This window comes from Nocardioides sp. (assembly GCF_047607185.1).
In the GTDB taxonomy this organism is placed as follows: Bacteria; Actinomycetota; Actinomycetes; order Propionibacteriales; family Nocardioidaceae; genus Nocardioides.
Genome location: NZ_JASGDQ010000091.1, coordinates 1 through 20,224 on the forward strand (window position 1 = coordinate 1; position 20,224 = coordinate 20,224).

Sequence of the window (20,224 nt, forward strand, 5' to 3'; positions counted from 1 at the left end):
CCGCACGAACACCACAAACGCCGACCGTACCGCCAAGCGGGGTGTGTCAATCAGCTCGTCCGCAACGCCCTGACCAGCACAAACACGAAGCCGACCCCGAAATCACCGTCAAGTGGCACGAGTCAGGTCTTAAGCTCAATCTCCCGGCGCAGGGTGCGCTCGTCCCGACGCGCCTCGTTACGCCCTGCGAGCAGGTAGCCGCCCAGCGAGGCCAAGAGCGTTGACCCGGCAACGATCCCTTGGGTCACCAGCGAGGAGTCCATGCGACCGACTCACGCGCCTTCGAGGATGTCGAGGGCAGGCAGGCCGTCCACGATCATGTTGGTCTCCACGCTGACCGTGACGACACGGGCGAGCAGATCGAGGATGTAGCGCGGGTCTCCGACCTCCCGGCTCCAGTCGTTCGGGTCGTTGACGATCCCAGACGCCTTGTCGGTCTTGACGTAGTAGCGGTCGATAATCCACTCGATGGCGGAGCGCGTTCCCAGCATGTAGCGGTAGGCGTCCTCAGGGATGCCAGAGAGCGTGACGCGGGGGTTGTAGTGGATCACCGTGCGGTCGTAGCGCTCTCCTGCGGCCTTCTGAGCGGCGTTCGCCTTCCCGAAGGACATCCGCTTGTCCGTGACCGCGAAGAAGGCGTACGGGTCGCCCTGAGGCTCCACAGCCAGCCCTTCCAGCGGGTAGGGCTCGACGGTCTCGTAGTTCAGGTGCAGCTCCGACAACCTGCGCCCGGCGTCGGCGTAGCCACGGAAGTCCTTGACCAGCGGGATGCGAGGCAGCATCTTCTTCAGGTCGGTCGCGTAGGTCTCCCGGTACTCCGGGGAGTGCAGGAGTCCGTAGACGTAGAAGAACACGTCGTCCTTGGTGACGGTCTCTGACGGGTACGCCGCCGAGAAGCGCTTGAGTGCCTCGTCGGTGATGTTGTCGATGCGTCGGTAGCCGTCCACCACCTCACCGTCGCCACCGAGGTCGAGCATTCCAGCGTCCGCGAACTGCTCATAGTGCCAGCGCGTGAAGACCTGCCCCGTGTCGAGCAGATGCATGTCGGGCAAGGCGTCGATCATGAGGACAGAAGCAGGTGCGTGGGACGAGACACCCGGGAGCACGAAGCCGTGATTGCGACGTCCCGCTGGGAACTCGCGGACGGCTGGACCGGTCGTTTCATTCACCTTCGGATCGAGGTAGACCCAAGAACGCTGGAAGGGTCGATATGACGCTGCTCGCAGAGCCTCGTCATCGAACACGATGAGTTCGCCGCGCCTGAGCCGGTTCCGAAGGCCCCGGCTCCACCCGACCTCTGACGGGCTGGTCGCCGTGGGTTCAAGGCTTCCTGAGGCTCGTTCAGACTCGTAGTTTTCAATCATCCGGGCGACGTTCGCCGCGACCTTCTCGGAGCTAAAGCCGTACACCCACGAGTCTCGGCTTGTCACGAGCCCGTATCCATTCGCGCCGAACACTCCGGTGTCCGCCGGGCCCGATGCGAGGGGAACGAAGGCTGGAAAGTCGTCCCGCCGTTGCGTAAGCCAGTCGCCGTGTTCGTTCGGTGTAATGACGACGAATGGAAGATCAAGAACGCTCGTGGCAGCGCCCACCTTGTCGAGCTTCTCTTCGCGGGTCAGGTAGTCGCCAATGTCGGTGTAGCTGATCTTCGCGGGACCGCTCTTGTCGGGATTCTTCAGCAAAAGCGTGATGGCGACGGTCGCTCGGCTGCCGCCTCCGAAGACCTTGCCGCCTTCCTTGCGTGACTGCTCGCCAGCGGTGCGCTGGTTGCCCCGGAGGTTGAAGACGTGAATCGAGGTGAACTCGTCCGCGAGGGTCTTCCTCATCCCGTCAGCGCTATTCGAGTCAAGGAAGCCGCCGTTGGTGACATAGGCGACCACACCTCGGTCCTTGATGCGAAGTGAGGCCCACTTGAACGCTCGAACATAGGAGTCGTACATGTTCCGGCTGAGTCCAGCGGTAGATCGCTTGACGAACGTCGCGTTGATCGCCTCGTCCAGCGCCGGGTACGCCTCGTTCTGGTTGTTGTCGTTTCCAGAGTCCTGACCGACTGAGTACGGTGGGTTGCCCAGCACGACCCGGATGTCGAGGGCCTTGAGCTTCTCCAGCCTCTCGTTGTTCTCCGGGAACACGCTTGTGTCAGTGCGGTCCTCGGGCTCCCAGCTCTGGAAGGTGTCGGTGAGGATCAGGCCGGGGAACGGCTGCTCGTGGCCGGTCAGCTCGGCGTAGGTGGTCTCGATGTTGACGCAGGCGATGTAGTAGGCCAGCAGCAGAATCTCGTTGCCGTGAATCTCCTCGGCGTACTTGCGTGCAAGGTCGTGGGGCTCGATCAGGCCGGACTGCAGGAGCCGGACGAGGAAGGTTCCAGTGCCGGTGAAGCCGTCGAGGATGTGGACGCCTTCGTCGGTCAGGCCCTGCCCGAACTCCTGCCTGAGCACGGCGTCAGCGGACCTGAGGATGAAGTCCACAATCTCGATAGGCGTGTAGACGATCCCGAGCTTGTCCACGGTCTTCTTGAACGCGACCGCGAAGAACTTGTCGTACAACTCGACCAGAATCCGCTGCTTGCCCTCGGCGTTGTCCACGCCCTCAATGCGACGGCGGACAGAGGCGTAGAACTTCTCCAGCGTCTCGTTCTCGGCGTCGAGGTTGTGCTCATCCAACGAGGTGAGCATCAGCTCCATCGTCTTGGCGACCGGGTTGTTCGCGGCGAAGTCGTAGCCGTCGAAGAGGGCCTCGAAGATCGGTCGGGTGACGAGGTGCTGGGCCAGCATGTCGATGGCTTCGTCGCGGCTGATGTTGTCGTTGAGGTTGCCGCGAAGACCAGCGAGGAAGACCTCGAACTCGCGTGCCGGGTTGGAGGTCTCGTCCGCGAGGAGGCCCTTGATCCGGGCGACGTGGGCGGCAGCGATGTCGGCTACATCGCGTGCCCACGACTCCCAGTAGCGGCGCTCTCCGACCTTCTGCACGATCCGGGCATACATCGCGTCACGGAACGCGTCCGTCGGGAAGTCGAAGGCGGCCGGGTCGGCCCACTTCTTACGATCCGGGTCGTCGCTCGGCTGATCGGAGGGCAGGCCGTCGTCGTCGCGGGGCGTGCTGATCGGGATGATGTCGAGCTTGTCGCTGGGCCGCTTCTTGTTGAGCTCAAGCTTGTTCACCAGCGCGTGGAAACGGTCGTCGTGGGACCGCAGCGCCTGCAGCACCTGCCAGACCACCTTGTATCGCTCGTTGTCCCGCAGAGCGTCCTCGGGCGCGATCCCAGAGGGCACGACCACCGGCAAGATGATGTAACCCAGTTCCTTGCCCGGGGCCTTCCGCATGACGCGGCCCACCGACTGGACCACGTCCACCTGCGAGCCACGCGGGGTCAGGAACAAGACCGCGTCCAGCGCGGGAACATCGACGCCCTCAGAGAGACACCGTGCGTTGGTCAGAATCCGGCAGACGTTGTCCGGCGTTGCTTCCTTGAGCCACGACAGGCGGGTGTTGCGGTCGTGAATGCCCATCGTTCCGTCAACATGCTTGGCCTCGACCCGGAGTTGGTTCCTACCCTCGGGCACGTCGAGCAGGGCGCGATCCACCATCGTCGGGAACGCCGCCGATGCCAGCTCGGACGCCTTGATGTTCTGAGCGAACGCGACGGCTGTCCGCATCGGTGAACCCCAACCGTCAGCGGAGCCCTCGCCCGTGCCGAAGTTCTTCGACAAGCCGTTCCAACACCCGATGAGCTTGGCTGCCTCGTCCAGCTTGATTTCGCCGGACTCGGCCATCGCGTTCTGGAAGTTCTCCGCGACGTACTGCTCATCGACCGCGAGCACCAGCACCTTGTAGTCGGTCAGCAGGTCGGCCTCGACCGCGTCGCCGAACCCGAGCCGGTGCAGCTCCGGGCCGTAGGTGTCCTCATCGCTCATGTCCGCGAGGATCGCGTCGGCATCCTTGGCCTTGGCGCGGACCTCGTCACCGAAGACCCTCGGGGTAGCGGTCATGTAGAGCCGCTTGGAGGCATGGATCAGGTTGTTGTCGTGGACCTTCACGAAGGCCGACTCGTCCTGCCCGGCCAGCGTGACGCCCGTGGTCCGATGAGCCTCGTCGCAGATGATCAGATCGAAGGGCTCCAGCCCCTGCTGCTGGGCCTCGATCACAACCGGCAGGGACTGGTAGGTCGAGAAGACGACCGTCATCCGCTCCTTGGCATACCTCCCGGTCGCCATCCTGTCCACAAGCTTCTTCGCGTCCGTGGTGGCCGGTTCGGTCAGGTCGATGGTGGAGATATCTGCAAGGTCATCCGAGGCTGCCTTGCGCCCCACCCGCACATCGGAGCAGACAGCGAAAGGCCGAATGTCTACCTCAGAGTTGGCCATCCACTCGCGCAGGCTCTGGCTCAAGAGCTGGATCGAAGGCACGAGGAACAGGACCCGCCCGCCCGCGCCAACCTGCTCCTCTGCGATCCGTAGCGAGGTGAACGTCTTCCCCGTGCCGCAGGCCATGATGAGCTTCCCACGATCATGGGTGGCGAGTCCGGCCCGGACATCGCTCAAGGCTGCCGCCTGATGAGGCCGCAGGTTCTTCTTGCCCGTGGAGACGACGACCTCGGGGGTCTCCCAGCGGTACTGAGACCAGTCGATGGCAGCCTCGTCCAGCAGCGAGATATCTACCCGTTGAACGACGCCTTGGACTTCCTTCTCGACGTTGTTGGTCCACCCCGCCGAGGTGTCGAACACGAACCGGGTCGTGAACTGGAAGTCCGGGCGCATCGTGGCCGCGAGAAAGGAGTCGATGTGAGCCTTGGAGACCTTGTTCCCAGCGTCGTAGAACTTGGCCTGAATCGCAGCGAACCCGTCGCGGTCGCTGTGCTTGGCAACGAGGTCGATCCCAACGTCGGGAACGTTGCCCCGACCGTCCCACTCCGACCACAGCCAGACGTCAGAGAACTTAGCCGACCACTCCGGGTCAGTCTTCAAGAACGCCTTGATCAGCCGCTCGAACTTGTCTCCCTTGTCGCGCTCGTCAAGGGCAGTGGAGCGCAGATCGCCCAGAAGCTCATGGATGGAGACAGTCACACGCCAATCTTGCCGGAGACGTCTCGCTCTGTGAGGCAGGACCGACGGAATGGAGCTAGTTAGCCCAACCGAAGACCGAGCGCCCGGAGCACCTGCCACGGGTCCTCGAACTGAACCTGATGGGCACGGCACACGTCCGGAATGAAGATCTTGCGCTTCGAGTTCGGGCTCGACTTCTCGTGGGTGACCAGCGGCATCGACGACGCATGACACTCGGCGATCAGCATGTAGTCGGCGGAGGCGAGGAACTCCTCCTTGGCGGCGTTGGTGTAGGGCAGTCCGTCGCTCACCGCCCACGCTGTGAGGAGCCCCGCGCTTGCCAACGTGTCCGCCGACTCAGCGATCCAGAATCCGTCTGGTCGCGCCTTCGCCCACTCCGACAGTGGATCGCTACTGCCGGTCAGCTCTGCCTTCACGCGAGGGATCGAGCCGATGTTTCCAGCGTCGCCTTGAGCTGCGAGCCACTCCCAGAAGCCGGGGGCGAGGTCGAATGCGTAGTAGAGACGGGCAGCGGTGATGAAGACGTTCGCATCGAACAGGTACATCAGGCCTCACCGAGGTGGGTGGCGTACTTGTCGAAGACAGACATATTGCTGAAGGACATCAAGGACATGGCCTCCGTGAACGGCGTCTGGCCCGCCAGCGCGTCACGGATGAGAGCCCGGGAAAGGGTCTCCCCGATCCGGTAGGGCTGGTTCAGATAGAAGTCACCGCCGCCGTCACCGCTCCCGGCGCGAAACTCGGCCAGCCGATCGACCTCGGCACGATAGGCGGCGTCGAAGTCGATGCCACGAAGAAGGCTCGTGTCCCGCAGCCGGAGCAGGATGACGACGGTGGAGCAGTGGTAGGTCTTCGCCAGACGGCCCAGCTCCCGCGTCAGGTCGGACGCGGTGGGGTCGAACCGGCTACGAAGGTCGGCCTTCGGCACGGCAACCTCAGCCGCAACCCTGTTGCACCACGCTTCGACGCCATCGCCGTCGCTGCCGAACCCCTCGGCACTCAGGCCCGTGTCGCCATGCCAGACGTGCGCAAGCTCGTGGAGCAGGGAGAAGACCTGCGTGGCCTTGCTGTCCGCCGCATTCACGAAGACGTAGGGAGCCAACCGGTCGTGCAGAGTGAAACCCTGAACCTCTTCCGGGTCGAGACCCCGGTGGGTGTCATTGCCGACCATAGAAGACACGCTGACCAGTCCGCCCAGCTCCTCGAACTTCCGGACGAGGTGCTTTCGGGCGTCGTCGGCAGAGCGCATGCCAGTGCGAGGCACCTCGAAGTCAAGCGCCTTCCGGATTTCAGCAGCGACTTCGTCAACGGATCGGTCACGTCCGCTCCCAACGAACCGAAGCTCGTCCGCACCCACCTGCTGCAGGTGCTCCCGGAACCAGTCCTGACGCCGCTGTGCGAGGTGGATGATGTCGAGCAGGTTCTGACTCGGCTCTGTGAGCGCGCCGCGACCTCGTCGGAAGTCTGGGATAGGCAGCTCACTCCGAGGTGGCTGCGGCAGCAAGAGCATCCCGAACGGCACATGAGAGAAGCGGGCGAGGTCTTGCGCCTGTTTGAGGGTCGGGCGCTCGTCACCCGCGAGCCAGTCATCCCATTTGGCGAACTTGCGCCGCATGGCATCGTCGTCGTGACCGCCACGGGATCGAGCCCACGCAAGCAAGGGTGGCGCGATTGGAACGCGGACAGTAGCCATGTGCCGACCCCTTTCTCCTCGTGACTTGGTCAAAGTCTGCCAGCGAAGGCCGGTCTCGGCTGAAGGACCCGGACCTTCGAGCCATCCAGCCTAGGTTCCACCTCCGACACTCGACGGCTGATCGAGGCCAGACCACACCCGTCGGACCCTTGAGCTACGCTCCAACACGTACCAACCGGTACGAGATGAGCAGCGTTTCCGCAGGTCAAGCCACGGGTCTTACTCCCACTCGATGGTGCCGGGGGGCTTGGAGGTGATGTCGACGGTGACGCGGTTGACCTCGGGGACCTCGTTGGTGATGCGGGTGGAGATCCGCTCCAGGACGTCGTAGGGCAGCCGGGCCCAGTCGGCGGTCATGGCGTCCTCGGAGGTGACCGGGCGGAGCACGACCGGGTGGCCGTAGGTGCGGCCGTCGCCCTGGACGCCGACGGAGCGTACGTCGGCCAGCAGCACCACCGGGAACTGCCAGATGTCGCGGTCCAGGCCGGCGGCGGTGAGCTCGGCGCGGGCGATCGCGTCGGCCTCGCGGAGGATGTCGAGCCGCTCGCGGGTGACCTCGCCGATGATGCGGATGCCCAGGCCGGGGCCGGGGAAGGGGTGCCGCCAGATGATCTCCGGCGGCAGGCCGAGCTGCTCGCCGACCAGTCGGACCTCGTCCTTGAAGAGGGTGCGCAGCGGCTCGACGAGCTCGAACTCCAGGTCCTCGGGGAGGCCGCCGACGTTGTGGTGGGACTTGATGTTGGAGGTGCCCGCTCCCCCGCCGGACTCGACCACGTCGGGGTAGAGGGTGCCCTGGACCAGGAAGCTCACCTTGGTGCCCGCAGGCGCGCTCTTGACGATGTCGGCCTCGGCCGCCTCGAAGGTGCGGATGAACTCGCGGCCGATGATCTTGCGCTTGGTCTCCGGGTCGCTCACCCCGGCGAGCGCCTCGAGGAACTGCTTCTCGGCGTCCACGACCACCAGCCGGGTGCCGGTGGCGGCCACGAAGGCGCGCTCGATCTGCTCGGTCTCGCCCTTGCGCATCAGGCCGTGGTCGACGTACACGCAGGTGAGCCGGTCGCCGATCGCCTGCTGCACGATCGCTGCCGCGACTGCGGAGTCGACGCCGCCGGAGAGCCCGCAGATGGCACGGCCGTCCTCGCCGATCTGCGCGCGGATCCGCTCGATCTGCTCCTCGGCGATATTGCCGATGGTCCAGGTCTGCCGGCACCCGGCGATGTCCCAGAGGAAGTGCTCCAGCACCCGCTGGCCGTGCTCGGAGTGGAGCACCTCGGGGTGCCATTGCACGCCGGCGAGACCGGCCTCGACGTTCTCGAAGGCGGCTACCGGGGTGGCCGCGGTCGACGCCAGCACCGCGAAGCCCTCCGGGGCGGCGGTGACCGAGTCGCCGTGCGACATCCAGACGTTGTGCTCCGGCGGAATCCCGCCGAGCAGTACGCCGCCATGGCCGATCGAGACGGGCGTGCGGCCGTACTCCCGCGAACCCGTCGCCGACACCGTGCCGCCCAGGCCCCGGGCCATCAGCTGGAAGCCGTAGCACATGCCGAAGACCGGGGTGCCCGAGGTGAAGACCGCGCCGTCGATCGCCGGCGCACCCGGCTCGTAGACGCTCGACGGGCCGCCGGACAGGACGATCGCCTTCGGTCCCTTGGCGAGCATCTCGGCCACCGGCATGGTGTGCGGCACGATCTCGGAGTAGACCCGCGCCTCCCGCACCCGGCGGGCGATCAGCTGGGCGTACTGCGCCCCGAAGTCGACAACGAGGACAAGGTCGTGCTCAGGGCTGTCCGTCATGGCTGGATCCTATCCGGCCACCCTCCTGCGCCTCGATATACTGAGATCGATTTCTGGATATCAAGAGGAGGCCAGGCATGCCGAAGACACTGATCGACGTGGACGAGCACCTGATGGCCGAAGCGATGGCGGCGACCGGTCAGACGACCAAGCGGGCAACGGTGACCGAGGCATTGGAGCAGGTGGTCCGCAAGGCCCACGCGCTCGAATACCTCGAGCGGCTCCAAGCCGGCATCGCCAGCGACCTCGATGACCCGGATGTCGTTGAGCAAGCACAGCGATGAGGCAGCTCTACCTGCTCGACAACTCCGTGATCCAACGCGTCCATCGCGTCTCGGCCGTCGCTGAGGCGATGGCCGGCCTGCTCGCCACCGGCGAGCTGGCCGGCTGCCTCCCACTGCTGCTCGAGGAGTGCTACTCCGCGCGGAGCCCACGTGACTACCGCACCATCCTCACCGACGCCCAGCGCAGCAAGGTCTTCCTGCCGCCCGACGAGGAGGTGGCCCGTATCGCGGTCGACCTCCAAGGCCTGCTCTTCGCTGCTGGCGTCGGGCGAGCCGTCGGCGTGAGCGATCTCCAGATCGCAGCGACAGCACTACGGCACTCCGACGCCAGCCAGACCGTCACCATCGTTCACTACGACTCCGACTTCGACCACCTGACACGAGTCAGCCCCGAGTTGCACGCACGCTGGATCGTCCCGCCCGGCTCGGTCACCTAAGAACGTCTTTGAGAAAGTCCTCCACGCTGCCACCTCCCGTCAGCCGCGCGACCAACCCTTGTGTCCAAGTTCCGGGGATAGGGCGCAGCGGAGAGGAGAAATGCACCAGGGCCCGGCCGGGGAGGGAGGGTGGCCGGGCCCTGATGGTCCAGCCCAGGGACTGGACCCGTGAACCGGAAAATCCAAGGGAGGGAGCATGTCCCGGTTCTGCACCCCTCAACGAGATCGGCACCCGGTGGTTATGCCCTGCTAGGAAGAGATCTCGGATTTCTTGGTGATCCGGACGATCGGCAGCCGGAGCGCCGCCGGAGCGTGCTCCGGGACCGCCGGCCGCGCCGGTCTGACCGGCTCCAGCCGCTGGTAGGACGAGCCGAGCGCCGGTCGCGGATCGGTCTCGCCCTTGTTGGGCCAGAAGGACATGGCCCGCTCCGCCTGCGCGGTGATGGTCAGCGACGGGTTGACGCCCAGGTTGGCCGAGACCGCGGAGCCGTCGATGACGTGCAGCCCGGGGTGGCCGTAGAGCCGCTGGTAGGGGTCGATCACGCCCGTCTCGGGCGAGTCGCCGATCGCGCAGCCGCCGATGAAGTGGGCGGTCAGCGGCCGGTTGAACGGCTCGCCGATGGTGCCGCCGGGGGTGCCGCCGCCCATCACCTCGGCCATCTTGCGGGTGGCCTCGTTGGCGACCGGGATCCAGGTCGGGTTGGGCTCGCCGTGGCCCTGCTTGGAGGAGAGCGTCCAGCCGAGCGGCGTCTTCTTCGGGAAGGTGGTGATCGAGTTGTCCTTGGCCTGCATCACCAGGGCGATGACGGTGCGCTCCGACCAGTGCCGCAGGTCGTAGAGGTCGGCGACCTGGCGCTTGTGGTGCCACAGCTCGCGCAGCCAGGTGCGCCACCGCTGAGGATCCACGTCACCGTCGGTGAGGACGGTCTGCAGCAACGCCATCGCGTTCGACCCTCGGCCGTAGCGGACCGGCTCGATGTGGGTGTCGGGCTCGGGGTGCCACGAGGAGGTGATGGCGACGCCCCGGGTGTAGTCGACGGTGCTGTCCTTGGGCGCGATGGCACCGAGGATCGACTCGGAGTTGGTCCGGGTGAGCTCGCCGAGCCGGTCGGAGACCTGCGGCAGGTCGCCGGTGCGCTTCAGGGTGTGGAGCAGCCGCTGGGTGCCGATGGCGGCCGCGGCGAAGACGACCTGGTCGGCGGTGAAGACCTTGGTCGCCTTCCGGCGGGAGAGCTTCGCCTTGGTCCACCGGGTGTGCACCTCGTAGCCGCCCAGCCGGCGCGGCACCACCCGGGTGACCGTGGTCAGTGGGTGGATGACGGCGCCGTTCTTCTCGGCGAGGTGGAGGTAGTTCTTGACCAGGGTGTTCTTGGCGTTGTGGCGGCAGCCGGTCATGCACTCGCCGCAGTTGAGACAGGTGTTGCGGGTGGGGCCCTCGCCGCCGAAGAACGGGTCCGCGACCGGCGTACCCGCCTCGGTCCCCGGGTCGCCGAAGAAGACTCCGACGGGTGCCTGGTGATAGGTGTCGCCGACGCCCATCTCCTCGGCGACCTTCTTCATCACGTCGTCGGCGGGGGTCATCTCCGGGGTGACGACGACACCGAGCATCCGCTTGGCCTGGTCGTAGTAGGGCGCCAGCTCCTGCTTCCAGTCGGTGATGTGCGACCAGGACGGGTCCTCGTAGAACGGGTCCAGCGGCTCGTAGAGCGTGTTGGCGTAGACCAGCGAGCCGCCGCCGACGCCCGCCCCGGCGAGGATCAGACAGTCCTTGACCATGTCGATGCGCTGGATGCCGTAGCAGCCGAGCGCGGGGTTGAAGAGGAACTTCCGCAGGTCCCACGAGGTGTCGGCGAAGTCGCCGTCATCGAGCCGGGCGCCGGCCTCGAGCACGCCGACCCGGTAGCCCTTCTCGGTCAGCCGCAGCGCGGTGACCGATCCCCCGAAGCCCGAGCCGATGACCAGGACGTCGTAGTGGGTGCGCTGCGAATTCATGCGCGGCCGAGTCTCTTCAGCACCCGCAGTCCGGTGGTGAGCACCTTGGCGTAGGTCTCGTCGGACATGCCCAGCACCGGTGCGATGGGCAGCACCCGCTGGGTGGCGACCGACTGGGTCTCGGTGTAGCGCAGGATGCCCTCGCGGCCCTGCCGGCGGCCCATGCCGGACTCGCGCATGCCGCCCATCGGCGCGTCCACCGAGGCGAACGACGCCGCGAACGCCTCGTTGACGTTGACGGTGCCGCACTTGATCTGCCGGGCGACGGCGCGGGCCCGGGCGTGGTCGCGGCTCCAGACCGAGGCGTTGAGGCCGTAGTCGCCGTCGTTGGCACGGGCGATCGCGTCGGCCTCTTCGTGGAAGCGGTAGAGGCTCACCACCGGCCCGAAGGTCTCGTTGCCGAAGCAGGTCATCTCGGGGGTGACGCCCTCGAGGATCGTCGGCTCGAAGAAGTACGGCGCCAGGTCGGGGCGGGCCCGGCCGCCGGTGAGCACCCGCGCGCCCTTCGCGACGGCGTCGGCGACGTGCGCCTCGGCAGTCCTGACCTGGTCCTCGCTGATCAGCGTGCCCATGTCGATCTCCCAGGAGAGGCCGGCGCCGAGCGAGAGCGCCTGGACCCGCTGGGTGAGGCGCTCGACGAACCTGTCGTAGATCGCATCGGCGACGTACATCCGCTCGATCGAGACACACAGCTGACCGGAGTTGGAGTAGACCCCACGGACGGCGCCCTCGGCGGCCCGCTCGATGTCGGCGTCGGCGAGGACGAGCATGGGGTTCTTGCCACCGAGCTCGAGCGAGCAGCCGACGAGTCGCTCGGCGCAGCCGGCCGCGACCCGCTTGCCGGTGGCGGTGGAGCCGGTGAAGCAGATGTAGTCGGCCTTCTGGATCAGGCTGGTGCCGACGACCGAGCCGGGGCCGGCGACGACCTGCCACAGGTCCTTCGGGAAGCCGGCCTCGTCGAGCAGCCTGGCCCCGTAGAGCGCCGTCAGCATGGTCTGCGCGTCGGGCTTGGCGACCACCGCATTGCCGGCCGCGATGGCGGCCAGGCCGTCGCACAGCGCCATGGTGAAGGGGTAGTTCCAGGGCGAGATGATGCCGACCACGCCCTTGGGGACATGGTTGACGTCGACCCGGGTGAGCGCGGGCAGCACCCCGAGCTTGCGCTCGGAGGCGAGGTGGGCGTCGAGGGTCTGGCCGTAGTAGCGGGCGGTGAGCGCGATGTGGATCGGCTCGTCGAAGGCGTGCTTGCGGGCCTTGCCCGACTCCAGCACGATCAGGTCGAGGATCTCCTCCTGCCGGTCCAGCACGAGGTCGTGGAGCCTGAGCAGCAGCGCCTTGCGGCGGTCGTACGGCGTCCTGGCCCACTTCTCCTGGGCCCGGCGGGCGCGGGCGAACGCCTCGACGACGTCCTCCTCGCTGGACTGCGGGATGTGCGCGAGCGGGGCACCGTCGACCGGGCTGCGCACCTCCTTGGTCTCCCCCGACGTGGCCGTCAGTCGAGAGGTCAGCGTGGCGACGTACTCCGGCTCAAGCGAGTACGACGCCGCCGGGTCGTGCTCGGGGTCGCGGGGGCCCTCGACGACCGGGTTGTGCTCGGGATTGGAAGCGCTCATGTACCGAGAGTATGTGACGGCGGTCGCACAGGCTACCGATGAGTCACATTTCGTGACGCAGTCCTGCCGCCGGGAGCCCGATCGCCCACGAAGACGCTTGTTGGCACCTCCGGACGCCCACAGCAATTTGTCAACCTGGTGACAAATTCGGACGGAAGCAAGCTTCGCCAGATTCGCCAAGGGGCCCCACCTCATGGCGCACGGCCGGTTGGATAGCCACGCTGTGAGGCAGGGCGGGCATGTACAACAAGAACGACGTTCAAATCCGGACAGGTCCGTCCAACACCACGGCGGCCGTCGGGTGGGGGCAGAAGAGCCACGACGTTTGTCTGTTGTTCTATGTGACCGGGCAGACGATCGCCGGCAACTCGACCTGGTGGTACACCAGGAACTACAACCTCGGTGTGTACGGCTACAGCCCCGCCGCCCGGATCACTCCCATCACCATCGTCAGCAGTTGCTAGAGGCAGAGGAAGAGCAATGAATATGTCACACAACGACTTCGCTCGCCGTGCGAGCGTCGTCGCGGCTGCTGCGGTCGCCTTGTTGGTCGCGGCTGGCGCCGGGTGGACGATCGTGGGCGGTGCCCAGGCGGCCGACGCCCCTGCCGACACTTCGGCGACGTCGGCGAGTGACTCGTCGACCAGCTCCGGTCCCGCGAGCTGCGCCGGGGAGACGGTCCCTCACCTCGACATCGAGGCGTTTCCGGACGCCGACACCGTGGGCGCCAAGTCGGTCACCGCCGCGGTAGCGGCGGTGACGACGAGGTCCGTGGCCGAGACCGCGACGATGACGCCGTTCGGTTCGGCTGACGACGCCCCGGTATGGGTCACCACGGTCGACGCCAGCTACATCGTCACGCCGACACCGGATGGCGGCTGGTTCGCCGCCCCGGCGAGGTTGCTGGGCTGCGACTCTCTCGATGAGCTTGGGTCGAAGGTCCCAGTCTCCCGCTGAGCGACGACTGTCTCAGCCGAGGTCTGGAGTGTGAGGCGTACTGGGTGCGCCTCACACTCCAGGCCTCGGCCGGTCCCAAGCTGACCGGCTGGCGACTCTAGACGATGTCGGGGACTTTGACCCTGGCCTCGTCGGCCTCCTGGTCGGTGGCCATCGACTGGCTCTGGCGCTCGGCCTCGACCCGGCGCAGGTAGTGGTCGACCTCCTCCTTCACCGTGGCCTCGTCCCAGTCGAGTTCGGCGGCCATCAGCCTGGCCACGCTGGGCGCGGCGGAGACGCCGCGGTCGAAGGTCTCGATCGAGATGCGGGTACGCCGGGCGAGCACGTCGTCGAGATGGCGAGCGCCCTCGTGGGTGACGGCGTAGACGACCTCGGCTGCGAGATAGTCCTCGGCCCCCTCCAGCGGCAGCGCGAGGACCCGCCTGGCCGCGACCAGGTCGAGGATGTCGTCGACCAGGCCGCCGTACCGGCCCAGCAGGTGGTCGATGCGGGCGACGTGCAGACCGGAGCGGCGGGCGAGCAGCACCCGCTGGTTGGCCCGGGTCTCGAAGCCGTCGGCGCCGAGCAGCCGCACCTTGTCGGTGATCGACTCGCGCACCTGTGCGGTGACGATGGTCCGCAGCGAGTGAGCGGCGGCGTCGACGGCGTCCTTGGCCATCACCCGGTACGTCGTCAGCTTGCCGCCCGCGATCATCACCAGTCCCGGCACCGGGGTGACCACGGTGTGCTCCCGGCTGATCTTGCTGGTGGGCTCGGACTCGCCGGCGAGCAGCGGTCGCAGCCCGGCGTACACGCCCTCCACGTCCTCGTGGTCGAGCGGCTCGCGGAGGATCGCGTTGACGTGGGCGAGGATGTAGTCGATGTCGGCGCGGCTCGCGGCGGGGTGCGCCTTGTCGAGGTCCCAGGCGGTATCGGTGGTGCCGATGATCCAGTGCCGGCCCCACGGGATGACGAAGAGCACCGACTTCTCGGTGCGCACGATGAAGCCGGACTCGCTGCGGATCCGGTCGCGGGGCACCACCAGGTGCACACCCTTGGACGCCTGCACGTGCAGCGCGCCACGGCCGCCGACCATCTCCTGGATCTCGTCGGTCCACACCCCGGCCGCGTTCACCACGACCCGGGCGCGCACCTCGAACTCGCGGTCGTGCTCCAGGTCGCGGGCGGTCACGCCGACGACCCGCTCCCCCTCGCGCAGGAAGCCGGTCACCCGGACCCGGGTGGCGAGGTGGGCGCCGTGGCGGGCGGCGGTGCGGGCGATGGTCAGCACCAGCCGGGCGTCGTCGACCTGGCAGTCGTAGTACTTGATCGCGCCGGTGATCTCCTCGGCCTTGAAGTCGGGTGCGATCCGGCGTACTCCCTTGCGGGTCAGGTGGCGGTGCCGAGGCAGCCCCATGTCGCCGGCACCGGACTTCAGGGCCCCGAGCGCGGCGAGCCCGTCGTAGAGGGTCAGCCCGGCGCCGACGTAGGGCCGCTCCCAGCCCTTATGAGTGAGCGGGTAGAGGAATGGCACCGGCCGGACCAGGTGCGGCGCCAGCCGGGTGAGCAGCAGGCCGCGCTCCTGCAGCGCCTCGCGGACCAGCGCGAAGTCCATCATCTCCAGATAGCGCAGCCCGCCGTGGACGAGCTTGGAGGAGCGCGAGGAGGTGCCGGAGGCGAGATCACGCTGCTCCAGCAGGCCGGTGGACAGGCCACGGGTGACGGCGTCCAGTGCCACCCCGGCGCCGACCACGCCGCCGCCGACGACGAGCACGTCGAGCTCGCCCTCGCCGGCGATGCCGGTCATCGCGGACAGCGCGGCGTCACGAGCAGCGGGCGACAACGCTCCGGTGGCACTCACGCCCTCGCCCCTCGCTGTGCTCGGGGCGGGCGTGGTGCCCTCGGTTCGCTCACAAGCTCGCTCACGCTCTCAGTCTGTCAGGACTGGTGTGACGACCGCATGAACTCAGCGCTCATGCCCAGCCGACCCGCCGTCAGGGTCGACAGCAACGTGGCCCGTCTCCCCCTGACCCGTCAGCTGACCCGCCACGGCTCAGCCGACGACGACCTCGACGCGCTGGAACTCCTTGAGCTCGGTGTAGCCGGTGGTGGCCATCGAGCGGCGCAGCGCGCCGATCAGGTTCATGGTGCCGTCGGCGACGTGGCTGGGGCCAAACAGGATCTCCTCGAGCGTACCGACCGGCTCGAACTCGACCCGCTCCCCCCGGGGCAGCGCGGCGTGGTGGGCCTCGGAGCCCCAGTGGAAGCCCTTGCCCGGGGCCTCCACCGCGCGCGCGAACGGGCTGCCGACCATGATGGCGTCGGCGCCGCAGGCGATCGCCTTGGAGATGTCGCCGGACTTGCCGATGGAGCCGTCGGCGATGACGTGGACGTAGCGGCCGCCGGACTCGTCGAGGTAGTCGCGGCGGGCGCTGGCCACGTCGGCGACCGCGCTCGCCATCGGCACCGCGATGCCGAGCACGGTGCGGGTGGTGTGGGCGGCACCGCCGCCGAAGCCGACCAGTACGCCGGCGGCGCCGGTGCGCATCAGGTGGAGCGCCGCCTGGTAGGTCGCACAGCCGCCGACGATGACCGGCACGTCGAGCTCGTAGATGAACTGCTTGAGGTTGAGCGGCTCGGCCTGGCTGCTCACGTGCTCGGCGCTCACCGTCGTGCCACGGATGACGAACAGGTCGACGCCGGCGTCGGTGACGGTCTTGGCGAACTCCTTGGTGCGCTGCGGGCTGAGCGCGCCGGCGACAGTGACGCCGGCGGCGCGGATCTCGCGGAGCCGCTCGGCGATCAGCTCCGCCTTGATCGGCTCGGCGTAGATCTCCTGCAGTCGCCGCGTCGCGTCTGCCCCGCGCAGGCGGGCGACCTCCTCCAGCAGCGGCTCGGGGTCGTCGTACCTGGTCCAGATGCCCTCCAGGTTGAGGACGCCGAGGCCACCGAACTTGCCCAGCGCGATGGCGGTGGCCGGCGACATGACCGAGTCCATCGGCGCGGCCAGCACCGGAAGCTCGAAGCGGTAGGCGTCGATCTGCCAGTCGACGCTGATCTCCTCGGGGTCGCGGGTGCGGCGCGAGGGCACGATCGCCACGTCGTCGAAGGCGTAGGCGCGTCGCGCCCGCTTGGCCCGGCCGATCTCGATCTCAGTCACCGGGGAAGTCTATCGGCGCACCGTGCTACGGGTTGTGAAGGATCCGTGGCCCTCGGGGTCACTCTCTGGTCACGACTCCGGTCGGCCCCGGGCGATCAACCGATCCAGCACTCGCCGGTCGCGCTTGGTGGGCCGGCCGGCGCCGCGCTCGCGCTGGAACACCGGGGCGGGCCGCTCCTCCCGGGGCGGCAGCGCGGGAGTGCGGTCCTCGTAGGCCGCCTGGGCCAGCGGCGCGCTCACCCGCTTGGCGAGCAGCTCCTTGACGACCACGATGTGCTCCCGATCGGTGAACACCCGCACCTCGTCACCGACCTTGACCGGCTGCGCGGGCTTGGCGCGCTCGCCGTTGACGCGGATGTGGCCCGCCTTCGCACCGGCGGTGGCCTGGGAGCGCGACTTGTAGAGCCGCACCGCCCAGCACCAGGCGTCGACGCGCGCCGTCATGACCTGAGCCTCGAGGCGCGTGCCATGGCATGTGCGTGCATCGGGCCTCAGCCGTGGTAGTTGGGGGCTTCGACGGTGACTTGCACGTCGTGCGGGTGGCTCTCCTTGAGCGAGGCCGAGGTGATCCGCATGAACTTCCCCTTCTCCTGCAGCTCGGAGATGGTGCGGGCGCCGACGTAGAACATGGTCTGGTGGAGGCCGCCGACGAGCTGGTGGACGACGGTGCCGAGCGATCCCTTGTAAGGCACCTGACCCTCGACGCCCTCAGGCACGATCATGTCGTCGTCGGTGACCTCGGCCTGGAAGTAGCGGTCCTTGGAGTAGGACTTCTTGCCGCGGCTCGACATCGCGCCCATGGAGCCCATGCCGCGGTAGGCCTTGAACTGCTTGCCGTTGATGAGCACGGTCTCGCCGGGGGTTTCGGCGGTGCCGGCCAGCATGGAGCCGAGCATGACGGTGTCGGCGCCGGCGACGATGGCCTTGCCGATCTCGCCGGAGTAGCGCAGGCCGCCGTCGGCGATGACCGGGACGCCAGCGGGCCGACACGCGAGGCTGGCCTCGTAGACGGCGGAGATCTGCGGCACGCCGACGCCGGTCACGACCCGGGTGGTGCAGATCGAGCCGGGTCCGACGCCGACCTTGACCGCATCGGCGCCCGCGTCGACGAAGCTCTGCGCCCCCTCGCGGGTGGCGACGTTGCCACCGATGACCTGGACGCCCTTGGTCGCGGGGTCGGTCTTGAGCCGTCGCACCATGTCGATGAGCATCCGCACGTTGCCGTGGGCGGTGTCGGCGACGAGCACGTCGACGCCGGCCTCGATGAGGGTGGTGGCGCGCTGCCAGGCGTCACCGAAGTAGCCGATCGCGGCGCCGACCATGAGCCGGCCGTCGGCGTCCTTGGAGGCGAGCGGGAACTGCTCGGACTTCACGAAGTCCTTGACGGTGATGAGGCCGGCGAGCCTGCCGTCGCCGTCGACCAGCGGCAGCCGCTCCAGCTTGTGCTGGCGCAGCAGCATGGTGGCCTCGTCGCGGTCGATGCCGGCCTGGCCGGTGATCAGCGGCATGTGGGTCATCACCTCGTCGACCTTGGTGGTGGCCCACTCGGCGACCGGGGTGAAGCGCAGGTCGCGGTTGGTGATGATGCCGAGCAGCCGGTTGTCGACGTCGACGACCGGGAAGCCGGAGATGCGGTATTCGCCGGCGAGCTTGTCGAGTTGCTCCAGCGTCGCGTCGGGACCAATGGTGACCGGGTTGGAGATGATCCCCGTCTGGGTCCGCTTGACCAGGTCGACCTGGTAGGCCTGGTCCTCGATCGAGAGGTTGCGGTGGAGCACGCCGATGCCGCCCTGACGGGCCATCGCGATCGCCATCCGGGCCTCGGTGACGGTGTCCATCGCCGCCGAGACCAGCGGCACCCTCAGGTCGATCTCGCGGGTGAGACGGCTGGTGGTGTCGATCTCGGTGGGCGCCAGGTCGGAGTAGCCCGGCATCAGGAGCACGTCGTCGTAGGTCAGACCGAGGGTGGCGAACTTCTCGGGAATCTCCATGGTCGGATTCTACGGGCGTGCCACAGACGCCGACGACTCACCGGCCTCAGGGGGCCAGCGGCTTCAGGTCGCGCACCGGCACCCGCACGGTGAGCTGGTCGGCGGCCATCCGGATGCGGCCGCGCAGGCCGGCGGCCAGCACCATCGGCAGCACCGCCTGGTTGTCGGGGCGGGTGGTCAGCAGGATCTCGTCGGCGCCGAGGGCATGGGCGATCCGGGCGGCGTCCATCAGCAGCCGAGTGCCGATGCCGCGCCGCTGCCAGGCCGGGTCGACGTTGAGGTCGACGTCCCGGACGGTGTCGCCGTCCTCGTTGACCGAGGCGTCGAGGACCGTGGCGACACCGACCACGGCATCGTCGATATAGGCCGAGACGGCATCGGTGTCGACGACGTACGTCGGGGTGGCGCCGCTGCCGAGCCGCCGTGCGCTGGCGTTGGAGACGACCGCGGCGGACCGCTGGCTGCGATCGAGTACGTCGTTGACGAGCCCGGCCATCGCAGCCCCCCGAGCGTGCTCGGTCGCGGTGAAGGCAGTGGTGCGGTGGACCTGGACCTGGACGTCGCCGACCGTCATCTCCATCACGTCGTGGATCTCGCCGTCGACCGGCTCCGCCTCGGCATCGAAGAGCCCGGCGACAACCTCCGGAAAGGACATCGGCCGGGCCAGGATGGCGCGAGCCGCCTCGACGTAGCGGGTCGGCTGGTCGGTGAGTGCGGCCTCGGTGCAGGTTCGCGCCACGACCTCACCTCCTCCGGCCACCTCCAGCAGGCCGACCACGTCCGCCTCGGTCCAGTCGACCGGGGTGCGCATCACGATCTCGTCGACGACGTCCTCGGCGCCGGGGAAGATCTGCAGCGCGAGGATGTTGACACCGGCCTCGCCACATCGGTGCGCCAGCCCTGCGAGCGCGCCGGGCTTGTCGGGCAGCGTCGTGCGGACTCTCCACAGCATGATCACAGCATCGCAGGCGGGGTGTTGCAGGCCCGTTTCCAGCGGTTTCGGGCAAGGAACAACTGGTTTATTTCTAGTAAGTCAGTAATATTACTTCTGTGCTGCTGGGTTGTCGGGACACAGTTGGCACGTGAGACGGGGCACCGGCGCCAATGCGCCGGCGCCTCGTCTCTCCCGCCGCCGAGTCGGCAGAAGTGCGGGTCTCAGAGACGCCGAGTCGGCAGAAGTGCAGGCCCTAGAAACGCCGAGTCGGGGGGGGGGGGGGGGGGGCAGCCACGACCAGCCCCCGCCCCAACAGAAAACAAGAAC

The 20,224-nt window shown here is 67.7% G+C and carries 16 protein-coding genes; 4 read left to right on the forward strand and 12 right to left on the reverse strand.

Annotated features, from left to right (window positions below; all coding sequences use genetic code 11):
- Positions 1-122 precede the first annotated feature (122 nt).
- The 5 genes from QM595_RS10735 to guaA form a co-directional block, all read right to left on the reverse strand.
- Entirely contained in the window at positions 123-263 is a 141-nt protein-coding gene (locus QM595_RS10735; protein ID WP_415171542.1) for a hypothetical protein, read from the reverse strand.
- A 9-nt stretch (positions 264-272) separates the two neighbouring features.
- Complete coding sequence (locus QM595_RS10740; RefSeq protein ID WP_415171543.1) at positions 273-5,063, reverse strand: DEAD/DEAH box helicase; 4,791 nt, start codon at positions 5,061-5,063, stop codon at positions 273-275.
- 59 nt (positions 5,064-5,122) lie between these two features.
- On the reverse strand, positions 5,123-5,608 hold the full coding sequence (locus QM595_RS10745; RefSeq protein WP_415171544.1) for a DUF4411 family protein: 486 nt from the start codon (positions 5,606-5,608) through the stop codon (positions 5,123-5,125).
- Positions 5,608-6,678, reverse strand: a complete 1,071-nt coding sequence (locus QM595_RS10750) for an ImmA/IrrE family metallo-endopeptidase (RefSeq protein WP_415171545.1) — start codon at positions 6,676-6,678, stop codon at positions 5,608-5,610. Before QM595_RS10750 ends, QM595_RS10745 begins: the two co-directional genes overlap by 1 nt.
- A gap of 297 nt (positions 6,679-6,975) precedes the next feature.
- The gene (guaA, locus tag QM595_RS10755) at positions 6,976-8,550 is read right to left on the reverse strand and encodes a glutamine-hydrolyzing GMP synthase (RefSeq protein ID WP_415171546.1); all 1,575 of its coding nucleotides are present in this window, start codon (positions 8,548-8,550) and stop codon (positions 6,976-6,978) included.
- Between the two features lie 77 nt (positions 8,551-8,627).
- Between guaA and QM595_RS10760 the strand changes: the two genes are divergently transcribed.
- Positions 8,628-8,834 carry a type II toxin-antitoxin system VapB family antitoxin gene (locus QM595_RS10760; RefSeq protein ID WP_415171547.1) on the forward strand — a complete coding sequence of 69 codons (207 nt, stop codon included), beginning with the start codon at positions 8,628-8,630 and terminating at the stop codon, positions 8,832-8,834.
- Positions 8,831-9,271, forward strand: a complete 441-nt coding sequence (locus QM595_RS10765) for a PIN domain-containing protein (RefSeq protein WP_415171548.1) — start codon at positions 8,831-8,833, stop codon at positions 9,269-9,271. The genes QM595_RS10760 and QM595_RS10765 overlap by 4 nt, the downstream gene beginning before the upstream one ends.
- A 249-nt stretch (positions 9,272-9,520) precedes the next feature.
- Here QM595_RS10765 and QM595_RS10770 read toward each other — a convergent pair whose 3' ends face one another.
- Positions 9,521-11,263 (reverse strand): GMC oxidoreductase, encoded by a 1,743-nt coding sequence (locus tag QM595_RS10770; protein WP_415171549.1) that lies wholly within the window; start codon positions 11,261-11,263, stop codon positions 9,521-9,523.
- Positions 11,260-12,876: a succinic semialdehyde dehydrogenase gene (locus QM595_RS10775; protein WP_415171550.1), complete on the reverse strand. Its 1,617-nt coding sequence runs from the start codon at positions 12,874-12,876 to the stop codon at positions 11,260-11,262. Before QM595_RS10775 ends, QM595_RS10770 begins: the two co-directional genes overlap by 4 nt.
- 239 nt (positions 12,877-13,115) lie before the next feature.
- On the opposite strand from QM595_RS10775, the gene QM595_RS10780 reads away from it, so the two are divergent.
- Positions 13,116-13,340: a hypothetical protein gene (locus QM595_RS10780; RefSeq protein WP_415171551.1), complete on the forward strand. Its 225-nt coding sequence runs from the start codon at positions 13,116-13,118 to the stop codon at positions 13,338-13,340.
- A gap of 22 nt (positions 13,341-13,362) precedes the next feature.
- On the forward strand, positions 13,363-13,833 hold the full coding sequence (locus tag QM595_RS10785) for a hypothetical protein (protein ID WP_415171552.1): 471 nt from the start codon (positions 13,363-13,365) through the stop codon (positions 13,831-13,833).
- Between the two features lie 97 nt (positions 13,834-13,930).
- Here QM595_RS10785 and QM595_RS10790 read toward each other — a convergent pair whose 3' ends face one another.
- The 5 genes from QM595_RS10790 to QM595_RS10810 all read right to left on the reverse strand — a co-directional run bounded on the left by QM595_RS10790 (position 13,931) and on the right by QM595_RS10810 (position 19,915).
- Positions 13,931-15,619, reverse strand: coding sequence for a glycerol-3-phosphate dehydrogenase/oxidase (locus QM595_RS10790; RefSeq protein WP_415171557.1), 1,689 nt, complete (start codon positions 15,617-15,619; stop codon positions 13,931-13,933).
- A 246-nt stretch (positions 15,620-15,865) separates the two neighbouring features.
- On the reverse strand, positions 15,866-16,972 hold the full coding sequence (locus QM595_RS10795; protein WP_415171553.1) for a GuaB3 family IMP dehydrogenase-related protein: 1,107 nt from the start codon (positions 16,970-16,972) through the stop codon (positions 15,866-15,868).
- Positions 16,973-17,041: 69 nt separating this feature from the next.
- The gene (locus tag QM595_RS10800; protein WP_415171554.1) at positions 17,042-17,416 is read right to left on the reverse strand and encodes an RNA-binding S4 domain-containing protein; all 375 of its coding nucleotides are present in this window, start codon (positions 17,414-17,416) and stop codon (positions 17,042-17,044) included.
- Between the two features lie 47 nt (positions 17,417-17,463).
- Positions 17,464-18,963, reverse strand: a complete 1,500-nt coding sequence (guaB, locus tag QM595_RS10805) for an IMP dehydrogenase (RefSeq protein ID WP_415171555.1) — start codon at positions 18,961-18,963, stop codon at positions 17,464-17,466.
- A gap of 46 nt (positions 18,964-19,009) precedes the next feature.
- Entirely contained in the window at positions 19,010-19,915 is a 906-nt protein-coding gene (locus QM595_RS10810; protein ID WP_415171556.1) for a GNAT family N-acetyltransferase, read from the reverse strand.
- Between the last annotated feature and the right edge of the window lie 309 nt (positions 19,916-20,224).

What these genes read in the sequence shown, in the direction of transcription:
- QM595_RS10735 (WP_415171542.1), bottom strand. Translation starts at nt 263, where the DNA reads ATGGACTCCTCGCTGGTGACCCAAGGGATCGTTGCCGGGTCAACGCTC.
- QM595_RS10745 (WP_415171544.1), bottom strand. Translation starts at nt 5,608, where the DNA reads ATGTACCTGTTCGATGCGAACGTCTTCATCACCGCTGCCCGTCTCTAC.
- QM595_RS10750 (WP_415171545.1), bottom strand. Translation starts at nt 6,678, where the DNA reads ATGCGGCGCAAGTTCGCCAAATGGGATGACTGGCTCGCGGGTGACGAG.
- guaA (WP_415171546.1), bottom strand. Translation starts at nt 8,550, where the DNA reads ATGACGGACAGCCCTGAGCACGACCTTGTCCTCGTTGTCGACTTCGGG.
- QM595_RS10760 (WP_415171547.1), top strand. Translation starts at nt 8,628, where the DNA reads ATGCCGAAGACACTGATCGACGTGGACGAGCACCTGATGGCCGAAGCG.
- QM595_RS10765 (WP_415171548.1), top strand. Translation starts at nt 8,831, where the DNA reads ATGAGGCAGCTCTACCTGCTCGACAACTCCGTGATCCAACGCGTCCAT.
- QM595_RS10770 (WP_415171549.1), bottom strand. Translation starts at nt 11,263, where the DNA reads ATGAATTCGCAGCGCACCCACTACGACGTCCTGGTCATCGGCTCGGGC.
- QM595_RS10775 (WP_415171550.1), bottom strand. Translation starts at nt 12,876, where the DNA reads ATGAGCGCTTCCAATCCCGAGCACAACCCGGTCGTCGAGGGCCCCCGC.
- QM595_RS10780 (WP_415171551.1), top strand. Translation starts at nt 13,116, where the DNA reads ATGTACAACAAGAACGACGTTCAAATCCGGACAGGTCCGTCCAACACC.
- QM595_RS10785 (WP_415171552.1), top strand. Translation starts at nt 13,363, where the DNA reads ATGTCACACAACGACTTCGCTCGCCGTGCGAGCGTCGTCGCGGCTGCT.
- QM595_RS10790 (WP_415171557.1), bottom strand. Translation starts at nt 15,619, where the DNA reads ATGACCGGCATCGCCGGCGAGGGCGAGCTCGACGTGCTCGTCGTCGGC.
- QM595_RS10800 (WP_415171554.1), bottom strand. Translation starts at nt 17,416, where the DNA reads ATGACGGCGCGCGTCGACGCCTGGTGCTGGGCGGTGCGGCTCTACAAG.
- guaB (WP_415171555.1), bottom strand. Translation starts at nt 18,963, where the DNA reads ATGGAGATTCCCGAGAAGTTCGCCACCCTCGGTCTGACCTACGACGAC.
- QM595_RS10810 (WP_415171556.1), bottom strand. Translation starts at nt 19,915, where the DNA reads ATGCTGTGGAGAGTCCGCACGACGCTGCCCGACAAGCCCGGCGCGCTC.